Annotated in this window: 28 protein-coding genes; 3 read left to right on the top strand and 25 right to left on the bottom strand. The window is 34.3% G+C overall.

Annotated elements, in window-relative coordinates:
* The 5 genes from HBB17_RS01455 to HBB17_RS01435 form a co-directional block, all read right to left on the bottom strand.
* Window positions 1-516: a DNA-packaging protein gene (locus HBB17_RS01455; RefSeq protein ID WP_167955106.1), complete on the bottom strand. Its 516-nt coding sequence runs from the start codon at window positions 514-516 to the stop codon at window positions 1-3.
* Window positions 517-770: 254 nt separating this feature from the next.
* On the bottom strand, window positions 771-1,253 hold the full coding sequence (locus HBB17_RS01450) for a DUF1492 domain-containing protein (RefSeq protein ID WP_167955105.1): 483 nt from the start codon (window positions 1,251-1,253) through the stop codon (window positions 771-773).
* Between the two features lie 11 nt (window positions 1,254-1,264).
* A complete protein-coding gene (locus HBB17_RS01445; protein WP_167955104.1) occupies window positions 1,265-1,486 on the bottom strand; it encodes a hypothetical protein in 222 nt (73 codons plus the stop codon).
* 356 nt (window positions 1,487-1,842) lie between these two features.
* Window positions 1,843-2,079 carry a hypothetical protein gene (locus HBB17_RS01440; RefSeq protein ID WP_167955102.1) on the bottom strand — a complete coding sequence of 79 codons (237 nt, stop codon included), beginning with the start codon at window positions 2,077-2,079 and terminating at the stop codon, window positions 1,843-1,845.
* A 24-nt stretch (window positions 2,080-2,103) separates the two neighbouring features.
* Window positions 2,104-2,430 carry a hypothetical protein gene (locus HBB17_RS01435; protein ID WP_167955100.1) on the bottom strand — a complete coding sequence of 109 codons (327 nt, stop codon included), beginning with the start codon at window positions 2,428-2,430 and terminating at the stop codon, window positions 2,104-2,106.
* A gap of 273 nt (window positions 2,431-2,703) precedes the next feature.
* Here HBB17_RS01435 and HBB17_RS01430 point away from each other — a divergent pair, with 273 nt between their 5' ends.
* Window positions 2,704-3,897 carry an IS110 family RNA-guided transposase gene (locus tag HBB17_RS01430; protein ID WP_167955098.1) on the top strand — a complete coding sequence of 398 codons (1,194 nt, stop codon included), beginning with the start codon at window positions 2,704-2,706 and terminating at the stop codon, window positions 3,895-3,897.
* Between the two features lie 313 nt (window positions 3,898-4,210).
* Window positions 4,211-4,339: a hypothetical protein gene (locus tag HBB17_RS20585; RefSeq protein ID WP_274380743.1), complete on the top strand. Its 129-nt coding sequence runs from the start codon at window positions 4,211-4,213 to the stop codon at window positions 4,337-4,339.
* 86 nt (window positions 4,340-4,425) lie between these two features.
* On the opposite strand, the gene HBB17_RS01425 is transcribed toward HBB17_RS20585, so the two are convergent.
* The 20 genes from HBB17_RS01425 to HBB17_RS01330 form a co-directional block, all read right to left on the bottom strand.
* Window positions 4,426-5,055, bottom strand: a complete 630-nt coding sequence (locus tag HBB17_RS01425) for an HNH endonuclease signature motif containing protein (protein ID WP_167955097.1) — start codon at window positions 5,053-5,055, stop codon at window positions 4,426-4,428.
* A gap of 1 nt (window position 5,056) precedes the next feature.
* Window positions 5,057-5,293 (bottom strand): hypothetical protein, encoded by a 237-nt coding sequence (locus HBB17_RS01420; protein ID WP_167955095.1) that lies wholly within the window; start codon window positions 5,291-5,293, stop codon window positions 5,057-5,059.
* Window positions 5,294-5,321: 28 nt separating this feature from the next.
* Window positions 5,322-5,573: a hypothetical protein gene (locus tag HBB17_RS01415; RefSeq protein WP_167955093.1), complete on the bottom strand. Its 252-nt coding sequence runs from the start codon at window positions 5,571-5,573 to the stop codon at window positions 5,322-5,324.
* A 22-nt stretch (window positions 5,574-5,595) separates the two neighbouring features.
* Window positions 5,596-5,763 (bottom strand): hypothetical protein, encoded by a 168-nt coding sequence (locus tag HBB17_RS01410; RefSeq protein WP_167955091.1) that lies wholly within the window; start codon window positions 5,761-5,763, stop codon window positions 5,596-5,598.
* On the bottom strand, window positions 5,763-6,050 hold the full coding sequence (locus HBB17_RS01405; protein ID WP_167955090.1) for a LexA family protein: 288 nt from the start codon (window positions 6,048-6,050) through the stop codon (window positions 5,763-5,765). The genes HBB17_RS01410 and HBB17_RS01405 overlap by 1 nt, the downstream gene beginning before the upstream one ends.
* Window positions 6,051-6,437 (bottom strand): hypothetical protein, encoded by a 387-nt coding sequence (locus HBB17_RS01400; protein WP_167955088.1) that lies wholly within the window; start codon window positions 6,435-6,437, stop codon window positions 6,051-6,053. It lies immediately after the preceding gene.
* Window positions 6,434-6,721, bottom strand: a complete 288-nt coding sequence (locus tag HBB17_RS01395) for a hypothetical protein (RefSeq protein WP_167955087.1) — start codon at window positions 6,719-6,721, stop codon at window positions 6,434-6,436. Before HBB17_RS01395 ends, HBB17_RS01400 begins: the two co-directional genes overlap by 4 nt.
* 106 nt (window positions 6,722-6,827) lie before the next feature.
* The gene (locus HBB17_RS01390) at window positions 6,828-8,072 is read right to left on the bottom strand and encodes a ParB/RepB/Spo0J family partition protein (protein WP_167955085.1); all 1,245 of its coding nucleotides are present in this window, start codon (window positions 8,070-8,072) and stop codon (window positions 6,828-6,830) included.
* A gap of 2 nt (window positions 8,073-8,074) precedes the next feature.
* The gene (locus HBB17_RS01385) at window positions 8,075-8,845 is read right to left on the bottom strand and encodes a ParA family protein (RefSeq protein WP_167955083.1); all 771 of its coding nucleotides are present in this window, start codon (window positions 8,843-8,845) and stop codon (window positions 8,075-8,077) included.
* A gap of 41 nt (window positions 8,846-8,886) precedes the next feature.
* On the bottom strand, window positions 8,887-9,162 hold the full coding sequence (locus HBB17_RS01380) for a hypothetical protein (RefSeq protein ID WP_167955081.1): 276 nt from the start codon (window positions 9,160-9,162) through the stop codon (window positions 8,887-8,889).
* Complete coding sequence (locus HBB17_RS01375; RefSeq protein WP_167955080.1) at window positions 9,155-9,625, bottom strand: RNase H family protein; 471 nt, start codon at window positions 9,623-9,625, stop codon at window positions 9,155-9,157. Before HBB17_RS01375 ends, HBB17_RS01380 begins: the two co-directional genes overlap by 8 nt.
* Window positions 9,626-9,681: 56 nt before the next feature.
* Window positions 9,682-10,611 carry a rolling circle replication-associated protein gene (locus HBB17_RS01370; RefSeq protein ID WP_167955079.1) on the bottom strand — a complete coding sequence of 310 codons (930 nt, stop codon included), beginning with the start codon at window positions 10,609-10,611 and terminating at the stop codon, window positions 9,682-9,684.
* 204 nt (window positions 10,612-10,815) lie between these two features.
* On the bottom strand, window positions 10,816-10,992 hold the full coding sequence (locus tag HBB17_RS01365) for a hypothetical protein (RefSeq protein ID WP_167955078.1): 177 nt from the start codon (window positions 10,990-10,992) through the stop codon (window positions 10,816-10,818).
* Window positions 10,993-11,089: 97 nt separating this feature from the next.
* A complete protein-coding gene (locus tag HBB17_RS01360) occupies window positions 11,090-11,347 on the bottom strand; it encodes an AbrB/MazE/SpoVT family DNA-binding domain-containing protein (RefSeq protein WP_167955077.1) in 258 nt (85 codons plus the stop codon).
* 44 nt (window positions 11,348-11,391) lie between these two features.
* On the bottom strand, window positions 11,392-11,586 hold the full coding sequence (locus HBB17_RS01355) for a DUF6906 family protein (RefSeq protein ID WP_167955076.1): 195 nt from the start codon (window positions 11,584-11,586) through the stop codon (window positions 11,392-11,394).
* Window positions 11,579-11,767: a hypothetical protein gene (locus HBB17_RS01350; RefSeq protein WP_167955075.1), complete on the bottom strand. Its 189-nt coding sequence runs from the start codon at window positions 11,765-11,767 to the stop codon at window positions 11,579-11,581. The genes HBB17_RS01355 and HBB17_RS01350 overlap by 8 nt, the downstream gene beginning before the upstream one ends.
* 48 nt (window positions 11,768-11,815) lie before the next feature.
* Entirely contained in the window at window positions 11,816-12,133 is a 318-nt protein-coding gene (locus HBB17_RS01345; RefSeq protein ID WP_167955074.1) for a helix-turn-helix domain-containing protein, read from the bottom strand.
* A 38-nt stretch (window positions 12,134-12,171) separates the two neighbouring features.
* A complete protein-coding gene (locus HBB17_RS01340) occupies window positions 12,172-12,402 on the bottom strand; it encodes a hypothetical protein (RefSeq protein WP_167955073.1) in 231 nt (76 codons plus the stop codon).
* A gap of 308 nt (window positions 12,403-12,710) precedes the next feature.
* On the bottom strand, window positions 12,711-12,890 hold the full coding sequence (locus HBB17_RS01335; protein ID WP_167955072.1) for a hypothetical protein: 180 nt from the start codon (window positions 12,888-12,890) through the stop codon (window positions 12,711-12,713).
* Window positions 12,891-12,920: 30 nt separating this feature from the next.
* Window positions 12,921-13,085: a hypothetical protein gene (locus tag HBB17_RS01330; protein ID WP_167955071.1), complete on the bottom strand. Its 165-nt coding sequence runs from the start codon at window positions 13,083-13,085 to the stop codon at window positions 12,921-12,923.
* Window positions 13,086-13,235: 150 nt separating this feature from the next.
* Between HBB17_RS01330 and HBB17_RS01325 the strand changes: the two genes are divergently transcribed.
* Window positions 13,236-13,616 (top strand): helix-turn-helix domain-containing protein, encoded by a 381-nt coding sequence (locus HBB17_RS01325; RefSeq protein WP_167955070.1) that lies wholly within the window; start codon window positions 13,236-13,238, stop codon window positions 13,614-13,616.
* Window positions 13,617-13,737 lie beyond the last annotated feature (121 nt).

Raw genomic sequence — 13,737 nt, 5'->3', positions numbered from 1 at the left:
CTATTCATCATCTTCTTCCTCATCTTCCTCTTCTCCTGAAATATCATCAGTTGCAAACTCATCTGGATTGAATTCGGACAACTCATCTAAAAGATCATTCATTTCTTTTGTTAAGATATTAATAATTTGATTAACGTCGTTCTCTCCAACAATCAATGTCGCTACCTTACTTGGAGTAGCTAGCAATTTATTTTTAAAGTTATAAAGCATCTCTCCCAAAAATAATTCAATGTCTCCAGCTTCATGAAGTTCCTTTTTCATCTTTCTAAGTTTTAGTTGTGACATATTTTTTTTGATGCGTTCATGCTCTGCCTTTTCCTTCTCAATATCTAAAAATGTACCCTTAGGCATTTCCGCTTTTACCTTGTACTCGATATACTCCTGTACACACTTTCCAAGATCATATCCACGACCATTTTCTTGCTTAGTGAAAAAGTCGAAATCATGTTGTAAATTGCGTACTTGACGGGATGAGATACCTAACACACTAGCTAGTTGTTTTTGGTTAACAATCATTTACAAACACTCCTTTTCCCATCTCCCAAAAGAGGAAGGAAGTACTAAAAAAATTTTTATCAAAAAGAGGCAAATATCGGACGTTCCTCGACCCGCATAGCACCCACCCCCTCAGAAGTACCTTTTTGATTTGCCAACTTCCGTTTTTCGACAAAAAAAGAGACACATTTATCTCTAAATGCATCTCTTTTTTGGGGTTTCTAACATGTTATCATATTATCACATGTTGATGTACAGTGGTGTACAGACTTTAACTATGCTATATTCATTTCTTCTGCTGCTATTAGAACACGTACTCGCTTATATTCTAATAGTTTAGCTATTGCTTTGTTATAATAAGTATTGCAACTTGTACGTGAATAATTCATCTTCTTAACAATGTCTTTCCACTCGTAGCAATCGATATGTCTTAATTCTAATATCATTCTTTCATCACTCTCTTCTGGTAGATAATCAATCACGTCCATGATCTCTATCAATCGTCTTGACATTCTATCTTTCTCTTTCTCAATTCTATCTTCAATCTCAGCAAGTCTAAGCAAAAGACCAGCTGACCCATCGTTACGTCTATTTGTTGCGCTAGATGGTATTTCCTTGTACTCTCTTCCTCCTATTGGGCTATCTATATCTATCCTAATGTGTCTATGTCTTTCTTCTAACTGTTCCTTCTTCTTCTTACATTTATAGTAATTCGCTAAGTACTTCTTAATCCTTATTTCCATTTCTTCGTTACTCACTGTATCACTCCTTACTCAGATAAGAAATACGGCTTTCCTCCGATAATCTTAATCATCTTTACAGTTTTATATTTGTTATCAAAGTCTTTTACTTGTACACCCCTGCTGCCTAGTTCGTTAATCATATAGTTCATTGTATCAATGATCTGTGATGTAGAAAAGACACTTAGCGTGTTGGTAACTTGTTCATTATTTGTTTCAACTCTTTTTTTCTTACTTCCTCTACTTCCCATTATGTACATCTCCTATGCTCTCTTCCTATTATGCTTTGGTTAACAGATTTATAATACTTTTCTTCTCCTTTCGAAAATCCTAATTTACAGCTTCAAATTTTAGTTTACCAACTCAACCTTTTATGGTACTCTATTGGATAGTACATATAAATAAAGAGGTGAGTTATAATGAAGTCTATCTTGTATCCCTTGTTATTTGGTCTATTGATTACAATCGTAGTATATTCAATAATCAAAGCTACTCATAATAATCCCAAAATCATAAAAATAATTTCTATTATTTCTTTTTCCTTTTCAGCTATTTTAACTGTAATTCTATTAGTAATTTTAATTATTACGCTAGTATAGATATCAATTTATCTTGCTAATTTGTAATACTTGTCTATTATCTTTTCTGCCATATTCCACACTAAATAGTTAACCTCATTATGGGTTTCTGCTATTGCAATTTGTTCCCAAACTAAACGTTCAATGTCATTCATCTTAGCAAAAGCATTATCTATGTTGTTTCGCTTTACTGCTCTTAGCTGCTTTTCTTGCCATTTCTTAAGCTGGTTATTAAGTTTGATGTTTTCTTGTTCTGTATATGCCATCTGACACCTCTCTTAAAGATCAATTTAATTAACACCCATGATTTTTATGAACTCTTCTTCTGTATTCCAAGATAAAGGATTTTGTACTTCACAATATTCCCAATCTTTACTGCAATTTTCATCTTCATCATAGATAAATCTTTCGTAAGCATGAGGGTTTTCATCTGATTCATGTGGAAATAAAGCACTAAGGCTATCATAACAAGGCATATCCTTGAAACTATAGGTATTAGGTGTACTATCTGTTGCTACCCTCATAATATGATATACATTATCTTCTATTATTGCACCATGCTCTAATGCCTGTTGCTTAGTAAGAGTGCAATTACTATTCTCACAAAATTTACACATAATATATTCCTCTCTTTCTTATCTAAACTATCATTCGTACTATATAAGAGTAGAGAATATTGTCTCTATTCTTATTTTTTTGTTATGATGAGGTTGATTGGCTGACGTAATCTATCAATTGGGACACCACGCCCGGAACAAAACTTGTCAGCCAGCTCTCATTATCTTACATTCGCTTCAGCAAGTTGGGACGTTGCTCCCGTGTCACCCACGAACATGAGTTGATTTTGAGACGTTGGAACCAATCATAATAATACATAAAGGAGGACTATCATGATTGCTGTCGGTGTTGATGTTTCTAAATCTAAAAGTATGGTTGCTATTCTTAGCTCAGATGGCGAAATACTTGCAGAGCCATTTGAGGTATATCACGTTAACGATTCATTAGATAACCTCATCAATAATCTTAATGCTCTTAACGATGATATAAAGATTGTTATGGAAGCAACCGGACATTATCATCTCCCTATTCTAAAAAAGTTCTTAGATGCAAATCTTTTTGTTTCTGTTATGAATCCATACTTGATGAAGAAGTATGGGGATAATCAGATTCGTAAGGCTAAAACTGATCGTAAAGATGCTATGCGTATGGCTACTTATGCTTTAGAAAAATCCTATTCTTTAATACCCTATACTTCTTTAGATCAAAAATATCTTGATCTTAAGTTCTTATCCCGCCAATATAATCAGCGTGTATCTACTAAAGTGAAAAATAGAGTATATTTAGGTAATCTTCTTGATGAAGCTATGCCTGGTATCGAAACCATACTAATGTCAAAAGCTACAAAACCCGAAAATAATATGCTCTACAACTTTATTAACAAGTATCATAACTTCGATACTATTAAGAAAATGGGAGAGAAAAAGTTTCTCAATAGTTATACTAAATTAGCAGAAAAAAATGGTTGTCGTAATTATCAGATGAAAGCTCTTAAAATTTACGAACTCGCAACCAATAGTATAATAACTCGAGGTACGGATGCTTATACCAATATAGCTATGCAGCAATGTCTTAACGTACTAATCCAAGCTGAAATTGCTGCAAACGAGATATTAGTTCAGATGCAATCACTTGCCCAAACTTTGCCTGAATATCCTATTGTCAGAGGAATGTATGGAGTAGGAGATCGTCTAGCTCCAAGGCTTATAGCTGAAATTGGTGATGTACGAAGATTTACAAGCGGTAAAGCATTAAATGCATTTGCTGGAAATGACGCTCCACCATTCCAATCTGGACAGTTTGAAAGCCAAAATAGGCATATATCTAAGAGAGGTGCTCCTGCTCTTAGAAAAGCTTGTTATGAAGTAATGCAATGTCTAAAGATGCATAAACCCCAAGATGATCCTGTCTATCTTTTTATGATCAAAAAAGAAGAAGAAGGAAAACCTTTGAATGTTGCTAAGATGGCAGCTATAAACAAGTTTCTTCGTATCTACTACGCCAGAGTAATGGAACTATACAAATAATATTTGTTTATATTTTACATTCTTTCTCATGAATATGAGGTCTATTAAAGTTACCCATTTTTACTTCATAAAAAATCAAAAAAGTACTTGACTTTTATTAGCAAGGTTTAATTATCTTTTGTAAAATAATATGTTCGCGTTTCATCAACTGAATACCAAAACATCTTTCCGCTATATAAAAGTTCGTCCAAGTTCAAGTTCTTCATTTTTACAGATAGGATACTCATATCTGTTATTATTATAATCTATACTATAAAAAACAGTTGACACAACCCACTAAATTGCTAAATACTTGATATAAGGAGGTTGTTGTATGCCAATATTAGACGATATCACAGTATCACTTACCAATCTATCATTTGTAATAATTTTGCTATTTGCAGAATTTGGTGTAATATGGTTATTTATCCAATATCTTCGCAACAAGAGACATCGTAGGTAGCTTATAGTCACCTGACTCTATGTACTCACCGTGAGTATTAAAGATTATTATTGCATGGTGGTATCCTTTTATAGCACCTCTTTGCATTAACCAATTTGCAAAGGGGTACTATTCTTCCTTTTCCTACTCTGTACCTCTCCTATTTTGGTCACTAATTCAGCCACATTTATTCCTGCCTTAGTTGATTCTTTATCTTGATACCTCAATCCCAACTGATTCAATCTACAATTAATCTTACGATCAATTAACTGCAAATTATTTATATCAGTATTGGTTGTATCTCCATCTAGAAAAATTATTACCTTACCCTTAGGTACTTCACCATAATGTTGCTCCCACACAATTATATGTTTCATTCTCCATATATTTGGTTCTGCTACTTTAACATAAACGTATCTTTGATTCTTTTTATAGCTGTTCCTTATAGTCTCTGTTCCTATAGGTTTATGATTAGCTGGAATATTACCCTTTTTGAATTGAGTTGGTTTCCAACCACCAATGTGTGTTCCTTTGTTTGCTGGTATATGCCCTTTTTCAAACCTTCCTGTTCTTCCAGTTTTTATGTTATGATTTTTTAGGTATGACCTAATTTGATTTATCTCTATTTTGGGACTAAACTTTTTATTAAACTCCTCTACAATTTCTTTATAACTATGCCCCCATGCAAATTCTTTAATGAAATTTCTTTCTTCTATCTTATATTTTCTTCCAGTCATATCATTCACCTTCTAAAAACTTAGGAACTTTTGCTTCTTTTGAAGAAACTATATCACTTTTAAACTGTTCTGCCTTTAAAGCCAAAGCTCCATTTGCAATTATTTGAGAAGCCACGCTAGTTATTGCCTTTGCTCTTTCGATCTCTTTTTCAAGGTTCTCTCCACTTAATTCTTCGTCTCCTAGTCTCTCCATTTCTGCAAATAGATGATTATTTAAATCTATTAACTTATTGTTCATATCGAATTCTTCCTTTCTTAACCCTTTATTAAAATTCTATCTTTTGATAAACTCCGCTATTATCTAATTCATACAAAAATTCTACTTCTCCACTTCTAACAAAATGTGTTGCTGCAATATCAGTTATTACATGGGTTTCAACTGCTGCCAGGCGAAGTTCTGTAAATTGCTGCGTTTTTTCCATGTTTCCAGCTACTTTTACATACATAGGCTTTTTCATAACTTTCACCTTATCACCTATCTCTACTGGACAATATGCTTTAAATTCTGCTCTTTTCATCTGTTTCTTTCCTCCCATCTCTCTATTTCTTTTCTGTATAATCTTGTTGATCTACTTCTAATGGTGTTTCTATACTGCTTTGAGTAACTTCATAACCATAGTTTTGAATTATTTCATCAAAGGCTTTTCTTATTACTCCTATTCCTTGGTAAATTTCTTTGTCTATATCTACTGTATATGTTATTTGCATTATTTTACCCTTTCCCCTGCTACCCTACTCGATTCTTCAACCTTAACAAACATGTACCCTACTACCCTAATTGCTCTTGCTGCACTTGAATCCTCATCCGTTTCAATCAGCCCTTGCCTTTTCAATACTTCCATATGGTTCTGAACACTTGATAGTGACCGTAATCCAACACTATTAGCAATCTCTCGATATGTTGGCGCATATCCGTGCTGCTGTGTATAGGTAATGATAAATCTTAGTATGTCTTGTCTTTTACGTACCCCTTTAATTCCTTCTATAGTTCTCATCTATCTCACCTCATTCTTTCGTATAAATTCCTCTAATCCAGTCTCTTCCTTGATGTTTTCAATAATATCTTCCCATTTCACATATTCCTCACATATACACTCTGTCTTTATCTCAAATCTTTCTACAAATCTCTTTAATCTATCTTTCCCAAATCCAAACTCATCTCGAAGAACTGCTAACGAAAGAATTCTAATTGTATCTATTGTATTTAGTTTTATACGCTCTATTGCTTCATCACACTTCTTGCGCTCTATTGATATTGGAATATTGGTTTTCTTTCTGGACTTGCATTCCTCAGCTAAGCCTTCAATTCCCTTTTCCTTTACTATTCTACAAGCATATTCTATTCCTGAATTCTGTCCATTCATGTAATCCTTAATGTTCATCTTCTCACCGTCCTCTTATGTACATTACCATTGATATTTACAAGTCTAATAACCGCATTTCCAGCTTTTAATAATTGTGCAGCTCTACAACTATCTTCAAACCTACTCAATTGCTCCTCTGTTATATCATCACATTCCACTCTAAATAGGTTTCTTTTTATTTGACCTGTCTCAGCATAAAACTTAACATTACCACTTGGAATTCCTGTTAGCTTTTCCACTTCTGTCGATTTAAGATCTTCTGCTATTAATTTATCTTTACAATATACTCTGTATCTTGTCATCGTAACCACTCCTTTCCCTAGGACAGCTACTGCTGCCCCAGACTGAAATTGTGTTATGCCTGCACTCTGTGATATATCTAAAACCATTGACCAAAATGGTAGATACCTATAACAAATCAATTGATAGAATACAATAACCTTCCTTGATTCCCTCATAATCTTCTAGTATGAAGGTAATAACTGCATTGATTATTCTTCCTGTGTATTCTCCATCTTTAAATTCCATCATTTTCAGCTTATCTCCAACCTTGTAATCCCTATCGTTCTTTCTTAGTTCAAACTTCTTGATGCCTTGCTCAACATCTTCAAAATAACAATTTGCTATCTTTATTTCATGAACTGTTACTTTAGTCCCTATAATTTCTTCGGTGTCAGATTCTGACACCTTGCTGTGTTGAGAGTGATTACATCTTGCTCCACATTCCAAATTACACTTCATGCAACAAGTACTTTCACAATTGACATTCAATGTTTCTATTGCCACTTTCCTTGCTCCGTAAATTGAACATCGCTTCTCAGAATCATATATACAGTAATACCGTTTTTGCTGTTTACTATCACATTGATCTATCTCGCAGAAGAAACAATTGCCCTCACAAGCTTTTTCATCATCATTGTTACTTTGACCCGATTCTTCTAAGCCCTCTTTGTTAATATCCTGATTCTTTGAATCTACCATTGCTTTTACATCTTTGCTTAATAGATTCTTATCCTCTATAACAGCCTTCTGCTCGTTTTCAGGTAGCCTTGCTGTGTTGTATGCCTTATCAAAAGACATCTCACCTTTTTTCAACGCTTCTTTTCCCTCTTCGCACAGGCTGTTATTAATTTTCTCTATCTGCCCCACCTTTCCTGTACTTACCCCCATAGCACTTGCTATGTAATCCCGCATCTTCCCTGGTATCTCAATGCCTTCTTCTTTTGCTTTTAGTAGATACTCTTTAAACAATCTCGCTTGTTCTATCAATTCCCAATCAGTCATATTGCGATTAAATGCATTTGCTGATAGAAGAGTTAGCATGAACATTGTTTCTGTCATTTCTTTCATCTTGCAATCTACAAGATTAAATTCTGCATGTCCACGATCTTGATTGAGTACTGCTGCCAGGGTTCGCCTATGACCAACAATAATTTTATCTACTCCATTTACTCGACCTACTACAATTTCTTGTAATTGACCAACAAGCAGCATATTATCTGCTAATTCCTCAATATCAGTCATACTGTAAAAGTTCTGCTCGCTTGGGACTAGCTTTCTAGGATCTAATCTAACTTTCGTATACTCACTTGTATCAATAGCTGCCATTTTACTGGCATTGTTCAATTTACTTCCAATACCTATCCTTGGCATAATCACTCACCGTCCTTTACTAGCCTTAGATATTCTTCCACTAATCCTTTATAATCTTTAGCAGCACTACATCGTGGGCTATATTCTGTAATTCCTACACAACTTTGAAATGTACTTCCGATTACTTTCACCGAATATCTAATGTTTGTATCAAACACTCTGTAGTTACTCTCTCTTAGTAGTTTTTCACCTGCTAATACAAATTCATCTTTCATTGTCATAACTGGTAGACACATGATATTTTCTAAGTTTTTGTTATAGGTTACTAACTCGTCAATCACATCTATTAACTCTTCCATTCCGTCCAAAGCATGTTTATCTAGTTTAATCGGAATTATAATATCATCTGCTGCCACAATTGCATTAAGCACATTCATTGCTATACTAGGTGGACAATCAATCAAACAGTAATCATATTCACTCTCAACTTCTTTTAATGCCTTCTTTAGCTTGCCTATCTGGTCTCCTTCTTCTTGCATGAGTTCAGATACTGCATTATCAAGATTCATGTTCGTAGGAATCATATCCATGTTTTCATAGCTTGTCCTTTCAATTAGTTCCTTTGTTGCTACTCTTTCATTTCTGAATACATTCTCAATACCGTTTTTATCATAGTCATGGAGGTTGAAAAACTTACTGGCATTTGCCTGGATATCATTATCTACTAGTAAAACTCTCTTTTGATGTAACTCACTTAGAATAATGCTCATGTTAATTGCTGTCGTTGTCTTTGCTACTCCACCTTTTAAATTAATAATTGCGATAGTTCTCATAAAACTCACCTAATTCCTTTCTCACTTAGATTTTATAGGCTTTACAGCCACGACTTTCCAAATTCCTTCCTAAACTCTTCTCTAGTATGTGTCTCTTCAAACTTCTTTTGCCCTGCTGCCTTAAGTGCAAGGTCTACAACTCTATTAAAATGAACACCACTATTTCCCCTATGATCTTCATAACATAGCCACACCTTAAGTCCATGTTTCTCTGATTTCTTTCTGTTTGCAGTACCGCCAAATATATGATGTTCTTCAAGATACTTTCTTCGAGCACATATAAAGCACTTTTTCTCTGTCTGCATTATGCTATCCATCTTCATTCTCCTTTATCTCATCTTCTGCTTTGAAATCTGTTACTAATTCGTACTTTGCATACTGTCTTTGAATGTCCATTACTCTTGTATAAGTATTCGTTTTCTCATGCATTACCTCAACTTCATGTTGTGCTATCAAATCCGCATACTTTCTAAGTAAGTCACCGTTTTTTCTTTTATCAATCGACTGCTGCAACCAAGTCTTTAATTGCTTATTTGTCCTTGCCATATATGGTGAGTTAATATGTATCTTTATTTTGCAAGGTTCAATCACTTTCTTAAGTGCATCGATACATGCCAGCAAAGCTATTCTATTATTTGTAGTTTCCTTAAATCCCCCAAAGTGTTCTCTAGTCTTTGGCTTATTATTAACGACCATCTCCAATACAATAGAATATCTTCCCTCTCCACTATCGAATCTCCCCTTATAATCTAAGTCGATATAGATATCTATACTTTTCATTCGCTCACCTTCTTTCTAGTTATCCACATTCCATCAACAACTTGTTAACAACTTTATCAACATTTCTTCCGCATACGAGCATACAAATAAAATCCTCCAGTTATATCACTTATGTACGTTGTGCTATCGTTGTATGTGTATTTGTTGCTATATAGCTTTTCAAACAATTCTTTCAGCTGATTCTGATTCCTTGCCATGTTTTCCGCTTTTCTTCTTGTAAGCTTTGTTGTTGATTTATTGATTGTTGGTTTTTTAAGGTTTTTCGATGATATCCAAGACTTTTCAAATTTTCTTATTTCTTCTTCCTGTGATTTATCTTTACTGTTACTTCGATGCGAATTACACCTTTTTGTAATATATCTAGCCACTCCCTCCAGTCCAAACTCATCAGGCTGTAATCTCTTACAATCAGCTCGCCCTTTACCCCACAAATCTTCAACTACTTCTCTCGGTATCACTGCATTCATAATCATATGATGATGAATTCTTACTTTTCTTGTATGTCCCCTTTCGTCTTCACCGACAAATTCAATCGCATACATGTACTTGATTGCCTCAAGGTCTTCTTTCTTTATGTATCTTCTTAACTTTTTTATATAATTTTTCATGTCTTTCTTGGCTCTCTCCTCGCTTGGGAGATCTCCATCTTTGTATGTCAATGTAACAAAGTAATCATTACGTTTAAAATTTGTATTAATTAATCTAACTGCGTATTTCACTGAGTTTTTCCAATTTAATTTTATCTGAGCATCTCTACTTGCTTTCGTTTTTTCCTTATCTCGTTTTGGTATCTGCTTTCTTTTTCTGTACAGTGGATATATTTCACTCTCTAGCATTTCTCCTGACTGGATTGTCTTAACTACATAACCATAATCCTTTCCTGACTTTTTAATCTGCTCGATTGCTTCCTCTATACTTTCTTCCCCTAGCAGCTCTTTGTTATATATTGATTCATAATCATAATCTGTATACTTTTTAACTGCCATGTTTCCACCTTCATTTTTATAATGTGTCTCATTTGTTAATACTCATTACAAGGTCAATTAAGAGGTTGTCCCCCTCTTTATAAAACTTCTATATTTCCAGTATTTTGTTGTGCATTCTGTGTAAACATGGTATAATATTCTTATCAGTTCGTTAGTTTTACTTGTCTACACAGAAAAGATGTCTTCTTCGGGAGGCATCTTTTCTTATTCTCCTACCCATTCATCCGCTACAATGTAACCATCAACTACCCAATTTCTACCGTCCCAATGAACTACTTTCCCATCTTTATCAGCTGCCCAATGATTTTGAGGTACTCTTTTCCATTTCATATGTTTTAAATACCTTTTCAGACGGAATTTGCAAAAAATTACTGGTTTCATGTATTTACGCCTCCTTTTACCCGAAAAAAGTTCAAATATTACGGACCACGTAAATTGAATTACGTGCCCCGTTACTATTTGTAATTGTATGTAGTAATTAGTCTAAGATTCCTGCCATCTTCGCAAGTTCTATAATTGTTTCCTTAGATACCTTCTTTCCACAGAAATCAAATAATTCGTTTTTCTCACCAGTAAAGATATCTGTAGGCTCATACTTTTGAAGTATGATTCTGTCTTCTTCAACAAAGATTTCTAATTGACCTCTTTCCTCAATATCTAATGTTCTTCTTAATTCAACTGGAAGTGTAATTCTTCCCAACTCGTCTAATTTTCTTACTATTCCTGTGCTTTTCATATTGTTATACCTTTCTCTTTCTGCTATAATATAGCTATAGTTAATTAATAAGTTACATTTTGTTTTCGCTTAGGTTGCCGCCTAAGCGGTTTTTTTATTGTTCTTGTTTTACCATTTGCCCTACTTACAAGTTTAAGCTCTGTATCAGTTTCTTTTGCCACCAACCAGCACTTTACTATAAGCCCTTGTTTGTCCATTATCTTCTTTTGCTTATATGTAGGTTTTTTCGCTCTAGCCATGTGTGCTCTTAACTCCTTTCGCTTTACTGTCATACCAGTAGTTTCCTTGCTTATCTTTATAGAATATATACTCTCTTGTTCCCCTTGTAATTGTTCCTATGTATCGTAGTTCACTTGGATCAGGATTCTGTGGTTGTCTGCTCCAGGCATTTTCCCACGCTAGTTCTAATTCGTTATCCATCTTTTATCCACCTACTTTTCTACCACTTTCTATCCCCTTTTACTCATACTAAGCTCCCTTTGTCATAGCGTTATATCGTTCTTTTGCACTTTGTGTAATCGGTACAACATTATGTGGATCTGATATATCAAATCCTTCGTATTGTCTCAAAAATTCTTCCACAGCACTTTTTCTAACCTTTCTCTTTACCCCAAACTTCATTGGTTGTATAAGTTCTGCATCTAAGATACTATTAACTTTAGATTGGTTACAGCCTAGTATTACCGCAACCTGTGGTACTGATAAAAGTTGGTCCATATTCTCAAGTACTTTTTCTTTAGCTCGATTTTCATTATCGAGTTTTTCTCTAAGTATTTCTTTTTTCATCTATTCTCCTCCTTGTTATGTATTAAAATCTCCCTGTCTTAACTTCTGTAAAAAGTAACTTTCACTTGAGGACTCTGAGGGTCGTAGTCAATGACGACCCTCATCTTTTTCCCAAATTGCAAGTCAAACGGCTTTGTAATGTGATTCATTGCCAGTGTGATTTTTTCCATGAATTCACGGTTAATCCCCAATTCCAAAAATAGTTTCAAATCAGCCTCTTCGTTCTGCTCTTTCTCTAACTCTTTTTCTTCCATTACTAAGCTTTTCAATTCTATCATCTCCCCCTGCTGCACCTTGCCTTACTCTTGTTATATTTTGTATATCACCTTATAATGTCCTTACAGGCTCTGCCAAGCCAAGTACAAAATAGAAAGGAGATTTTTAATGTCATTAATCAGATATTTGTATGATTTTTCTTCTTTATCTAACGATAATGTTAACAACTTACTTAATCGCATAGAACGCATGAGTCATACAAGTTCATTTAATCCTCACACTCGTATGTGTGAATTTTTTCTAAGTAATTCTGATATGCTTTCTTTAATTCAGATACCCGACTCATGTACTTTAGTTTCTACTAATCAGGTCTGAAAATTTTAATCTTACTTTTGCTGAGTTTCGGTTTATACTCCAGTTCTAACCGAAACTCACCTTTTTCCATAGCTTCAACTACGGCCTTTGTTAATAGATAAATAAATGCATCTGCTTTTTCAAATACCTCTGTGTCCACTGAAACCTCTGAGATTATCTCTTCCACTCTATCACCTCCCCCTGCTGCACTATTTTATTACGCAGAAACTTTCTCTAACATATTTCTGTCTACTAGTGCCCTGATGTATATTGTTGCTTGCATCTTTTCTTCCTTTCCCAATACACTCATCAGTTCCGCTAATTCTCTGCCCTCTTTTAAGTCCTCTTCGGTCAGGTATATGTACTTTTTGTTTTCTGCCATAGTATCATCTCCTTTCTTGTTTGTTGTCTACGAGACTATAATAAGTCACATTGAATACTTTGTCAAGTGCTTTTTTGTTGTTATCGTGACTTTATTATTGACGCAGTGACTTTTAAGTGTTATAGTCAGTAATAGAGAGGAGCTGATCTAATGAACGAGCGTATTAAACATTTACGTAAAACACTTGATATGACACAACAAGAATTTGCTGAACGAATAGGGGTAAAACGTAATACTATAGCTCAATATGAAATAGGGCGTAACGAACCTATTGATTCTATTTTTTCTTTAATCTGTAGAGAATTTAATGTTAATCCAGAATGGCTACGTAATGGAGAAGGTGAGATGTTTATTGTTCTTCCTGAAGAAGATGAATATTTTGCCGCCGCCACTGAGATATCTAATGATAATGATACGTTTGCAATGAATGCTATCATTGAATACTGGAAGCTGGATCGTGCTAGCAAAGATGCAATCAAAAATTATATTATGTCCTTAGCTGATAAGTGCAAAAAAGACGAGCAGGTTTGATATGCCCCCTGTCAAGTAGACAGGTTAAATATCTAAAATGAGTGTTTACTGAATGACCATACTTCGTATGAGGTATGGTCATTTTTTATGCACACCATTTTTCTTTGTATTTTTTGATTCG

It is taken from the genome of Anaerosporobacter faecicola, assembly GCF_012070565.1.
Lineage (GTDB): Bacteria > Bacillota > Clostridia > Lachnospirales > Lachnospiraceae > Anaerosporobacter > Anaerosporobacter faecicola.
Note: the sequence above shows the minus strand (reverse complement) of the source record. Positions and strands in the feature narration are given on the sequence as shown.

Excerpts from the sequence above, each read along its gene's own strand:
- HBB17_RS01330 (WP_167955071.1), bottom strand. The coding sequence starts at position 13,085 with ATGGCAGAAAACAAAAAGTACATATACCTGACCGAAGAGGACTTAAAA.
- HBB17_RS01430 (WP_167955098.1), top strand. The coding sequence starts at position 2,704 with ATGATTGCTGTCGGTGTTGATGTTTCTAAATCTAAAAGTATGGTTGCT.
- HBB17_RS01405 (WP_167955090.1), bottom strand. The coding sequence starts at position 6,050 with ATGAGAACTATAGAAGGAATTAAAGGGGTACGTAAAAGACAAGACATA.
- HBB17_RS01390 (WP_167955085.1), bottom strand. The coding sequence starts at position 8,072 with ATGCCAAGGATAGGTATTGGAAGTAAATTGAACAATGCCAGTAAAATG.
- HBB17_RS01400 (WP_167955088.1), bottom strand. The coding sequence starts at position 6,437 with ATGAACATTAAGGATTACATGAATGGACAGAATTCAGGAATAGAATAT.
- HBB17_RS01365 (WP_167955078.1), bottom strand. The coding sequence starts at position 10,992 with ATGAAACCAGTAATTTTTTGCAAATTCCGTCTGAAAAGGTATTTAAAA.
- HBB17_RS01345 (WP_167955074.1), bottom strand. The coding sequence starts at position 12,133 with ATGAAAAAAGAAATACTTAGAGAAAAACTCGATAATGAAAATCGAGCT.
- HBB17_RS01440 (WP_167955102.1), bottom strand. The coding sequence starts at position 2,079 with ATGGCATATACAGAACAAGAAAACATCAAACTTAATAACCAGCTTAAG.
- HBB17_RS01325 (WP_167955070.1), top strand. The coding sequence starts at position 13,236 with ATGAACGAGCGTATTAAACATTTACGTAAAACACTTGATATGACACAA.
- HBB17_RS01355 (WP_167955076.1), bottom strand. The coding sequence starts at position 11,586 with ATGGCTAGAGCGAAAAAACCTACATATAAGCAAAAGAAGATAATGGAC.
- HBB17_RS01375 (WP_167955080.1), bottom strand. The coding sequence starts at position 9,625 with ATGAAAAGTATAGATATCTATATCGACTTAGATTATAAGGGGAGATTC.
- HBB17_RS01420 (WP_167955095.1), bottom strand. The coding sequence starts at position 5,293 with ATGAACAATAAGTTAATAGATTTAAATAATCATCTATTTGCAGAAATG.
- HBB17_RS01435 (WP_167955100.1), bottom strand. The coding sequence starts at position 2,430 with ATGTGTAAATTTTGTGAGAATAGTAATTGCACTCTTACTAAGCAACAG.
- HBB17_RS01395 (WP_167955087.1), bottom strand. The coding sequence starts at position 6,721 with ATGACAAGATACAGAGTATATTGTAAAGATAAATTAATAGCAGAAGAT.
- HBB17_RS01360 (WP_167955077.1), bottom strand. The coding sequence starts at position 11,347 with ATGAAAAGCACAGGAATAGTAAGAAAATTAGACGAGTTGGGAAGAATT.
- HBB17_RS01425 (WP_167955097.1), bottom strand. The coding sequence starts at position 5,055 with ATGACTGGAAGAAAATATAAGATAGAAGAAAGAAATTTCATTAAAGAA.
- HBB17_RS01350 (WP_167955075.1), bottom strand. The coding sequence starts at position 11,767 with ATGGATAACGAATTAGAACTAGCGTGGGAAAATGCCTGGAGCAGACAA.
- HBB17_RS01385 (WP_167955083.1), bottom strand. The coding sequence starts at position 8,845 with ATGAGAACTATCGCAATTATTAATTTAAAAGGTGGAGTAGCAAAGACA.
- HBB17_RS20585 (WP_274380743.1), top strand. The coding sequence starts at position 4,211 with ATGCCAATATTAGACGATATCACAGTATCACTTACCAATCTATCATTT.
- HBB17_RS01415 (WP_167955093.1), bottom strand. The coding sequence starts at position 5,573 with ATGAAAAGAGCAGAATTTAAAGCATATTGTCCAGTAGAGATAGGTGAT.
- HBB17_RS01370 (WP_167955079.1), bottom strand. The coding sequence starts at position 10,611 with ATGGCAGTTAAAAAGTATACAGATTATGATTATGAATCAATATATAAC.
- HBB17_RS01380 (WP_167955081.1), bottom strand. The coding sequence starts at position 9,162 with ATGGATAGCATAATGCAGACAGAGAAAAAGTGCTTTATATGTGCTCGA.
- HBB17_RS01455 (WP_167955106.1), bottom strand. The coding sequence starts at position 516 with ATGATTGTTAACCAAAAACAACTAGCTAGTGTGTTAGGTATCTCATCC.
- HBB17_RS01410 (WP_167955091.1), bottom strand. The coding sequence starts at position 5,763 with ATGCAAATAACATATACAGTAGATATAGACAAAGAAATTTACCAAGGA.
- HBB17_RS01445 (WP_167955104.1), bottom strand. The coding sequence starts at position 1,486 with ATGGGAAGTAGAGGAAGTAAGAAAAAAAGAGTTGAAACAAATAATGAA.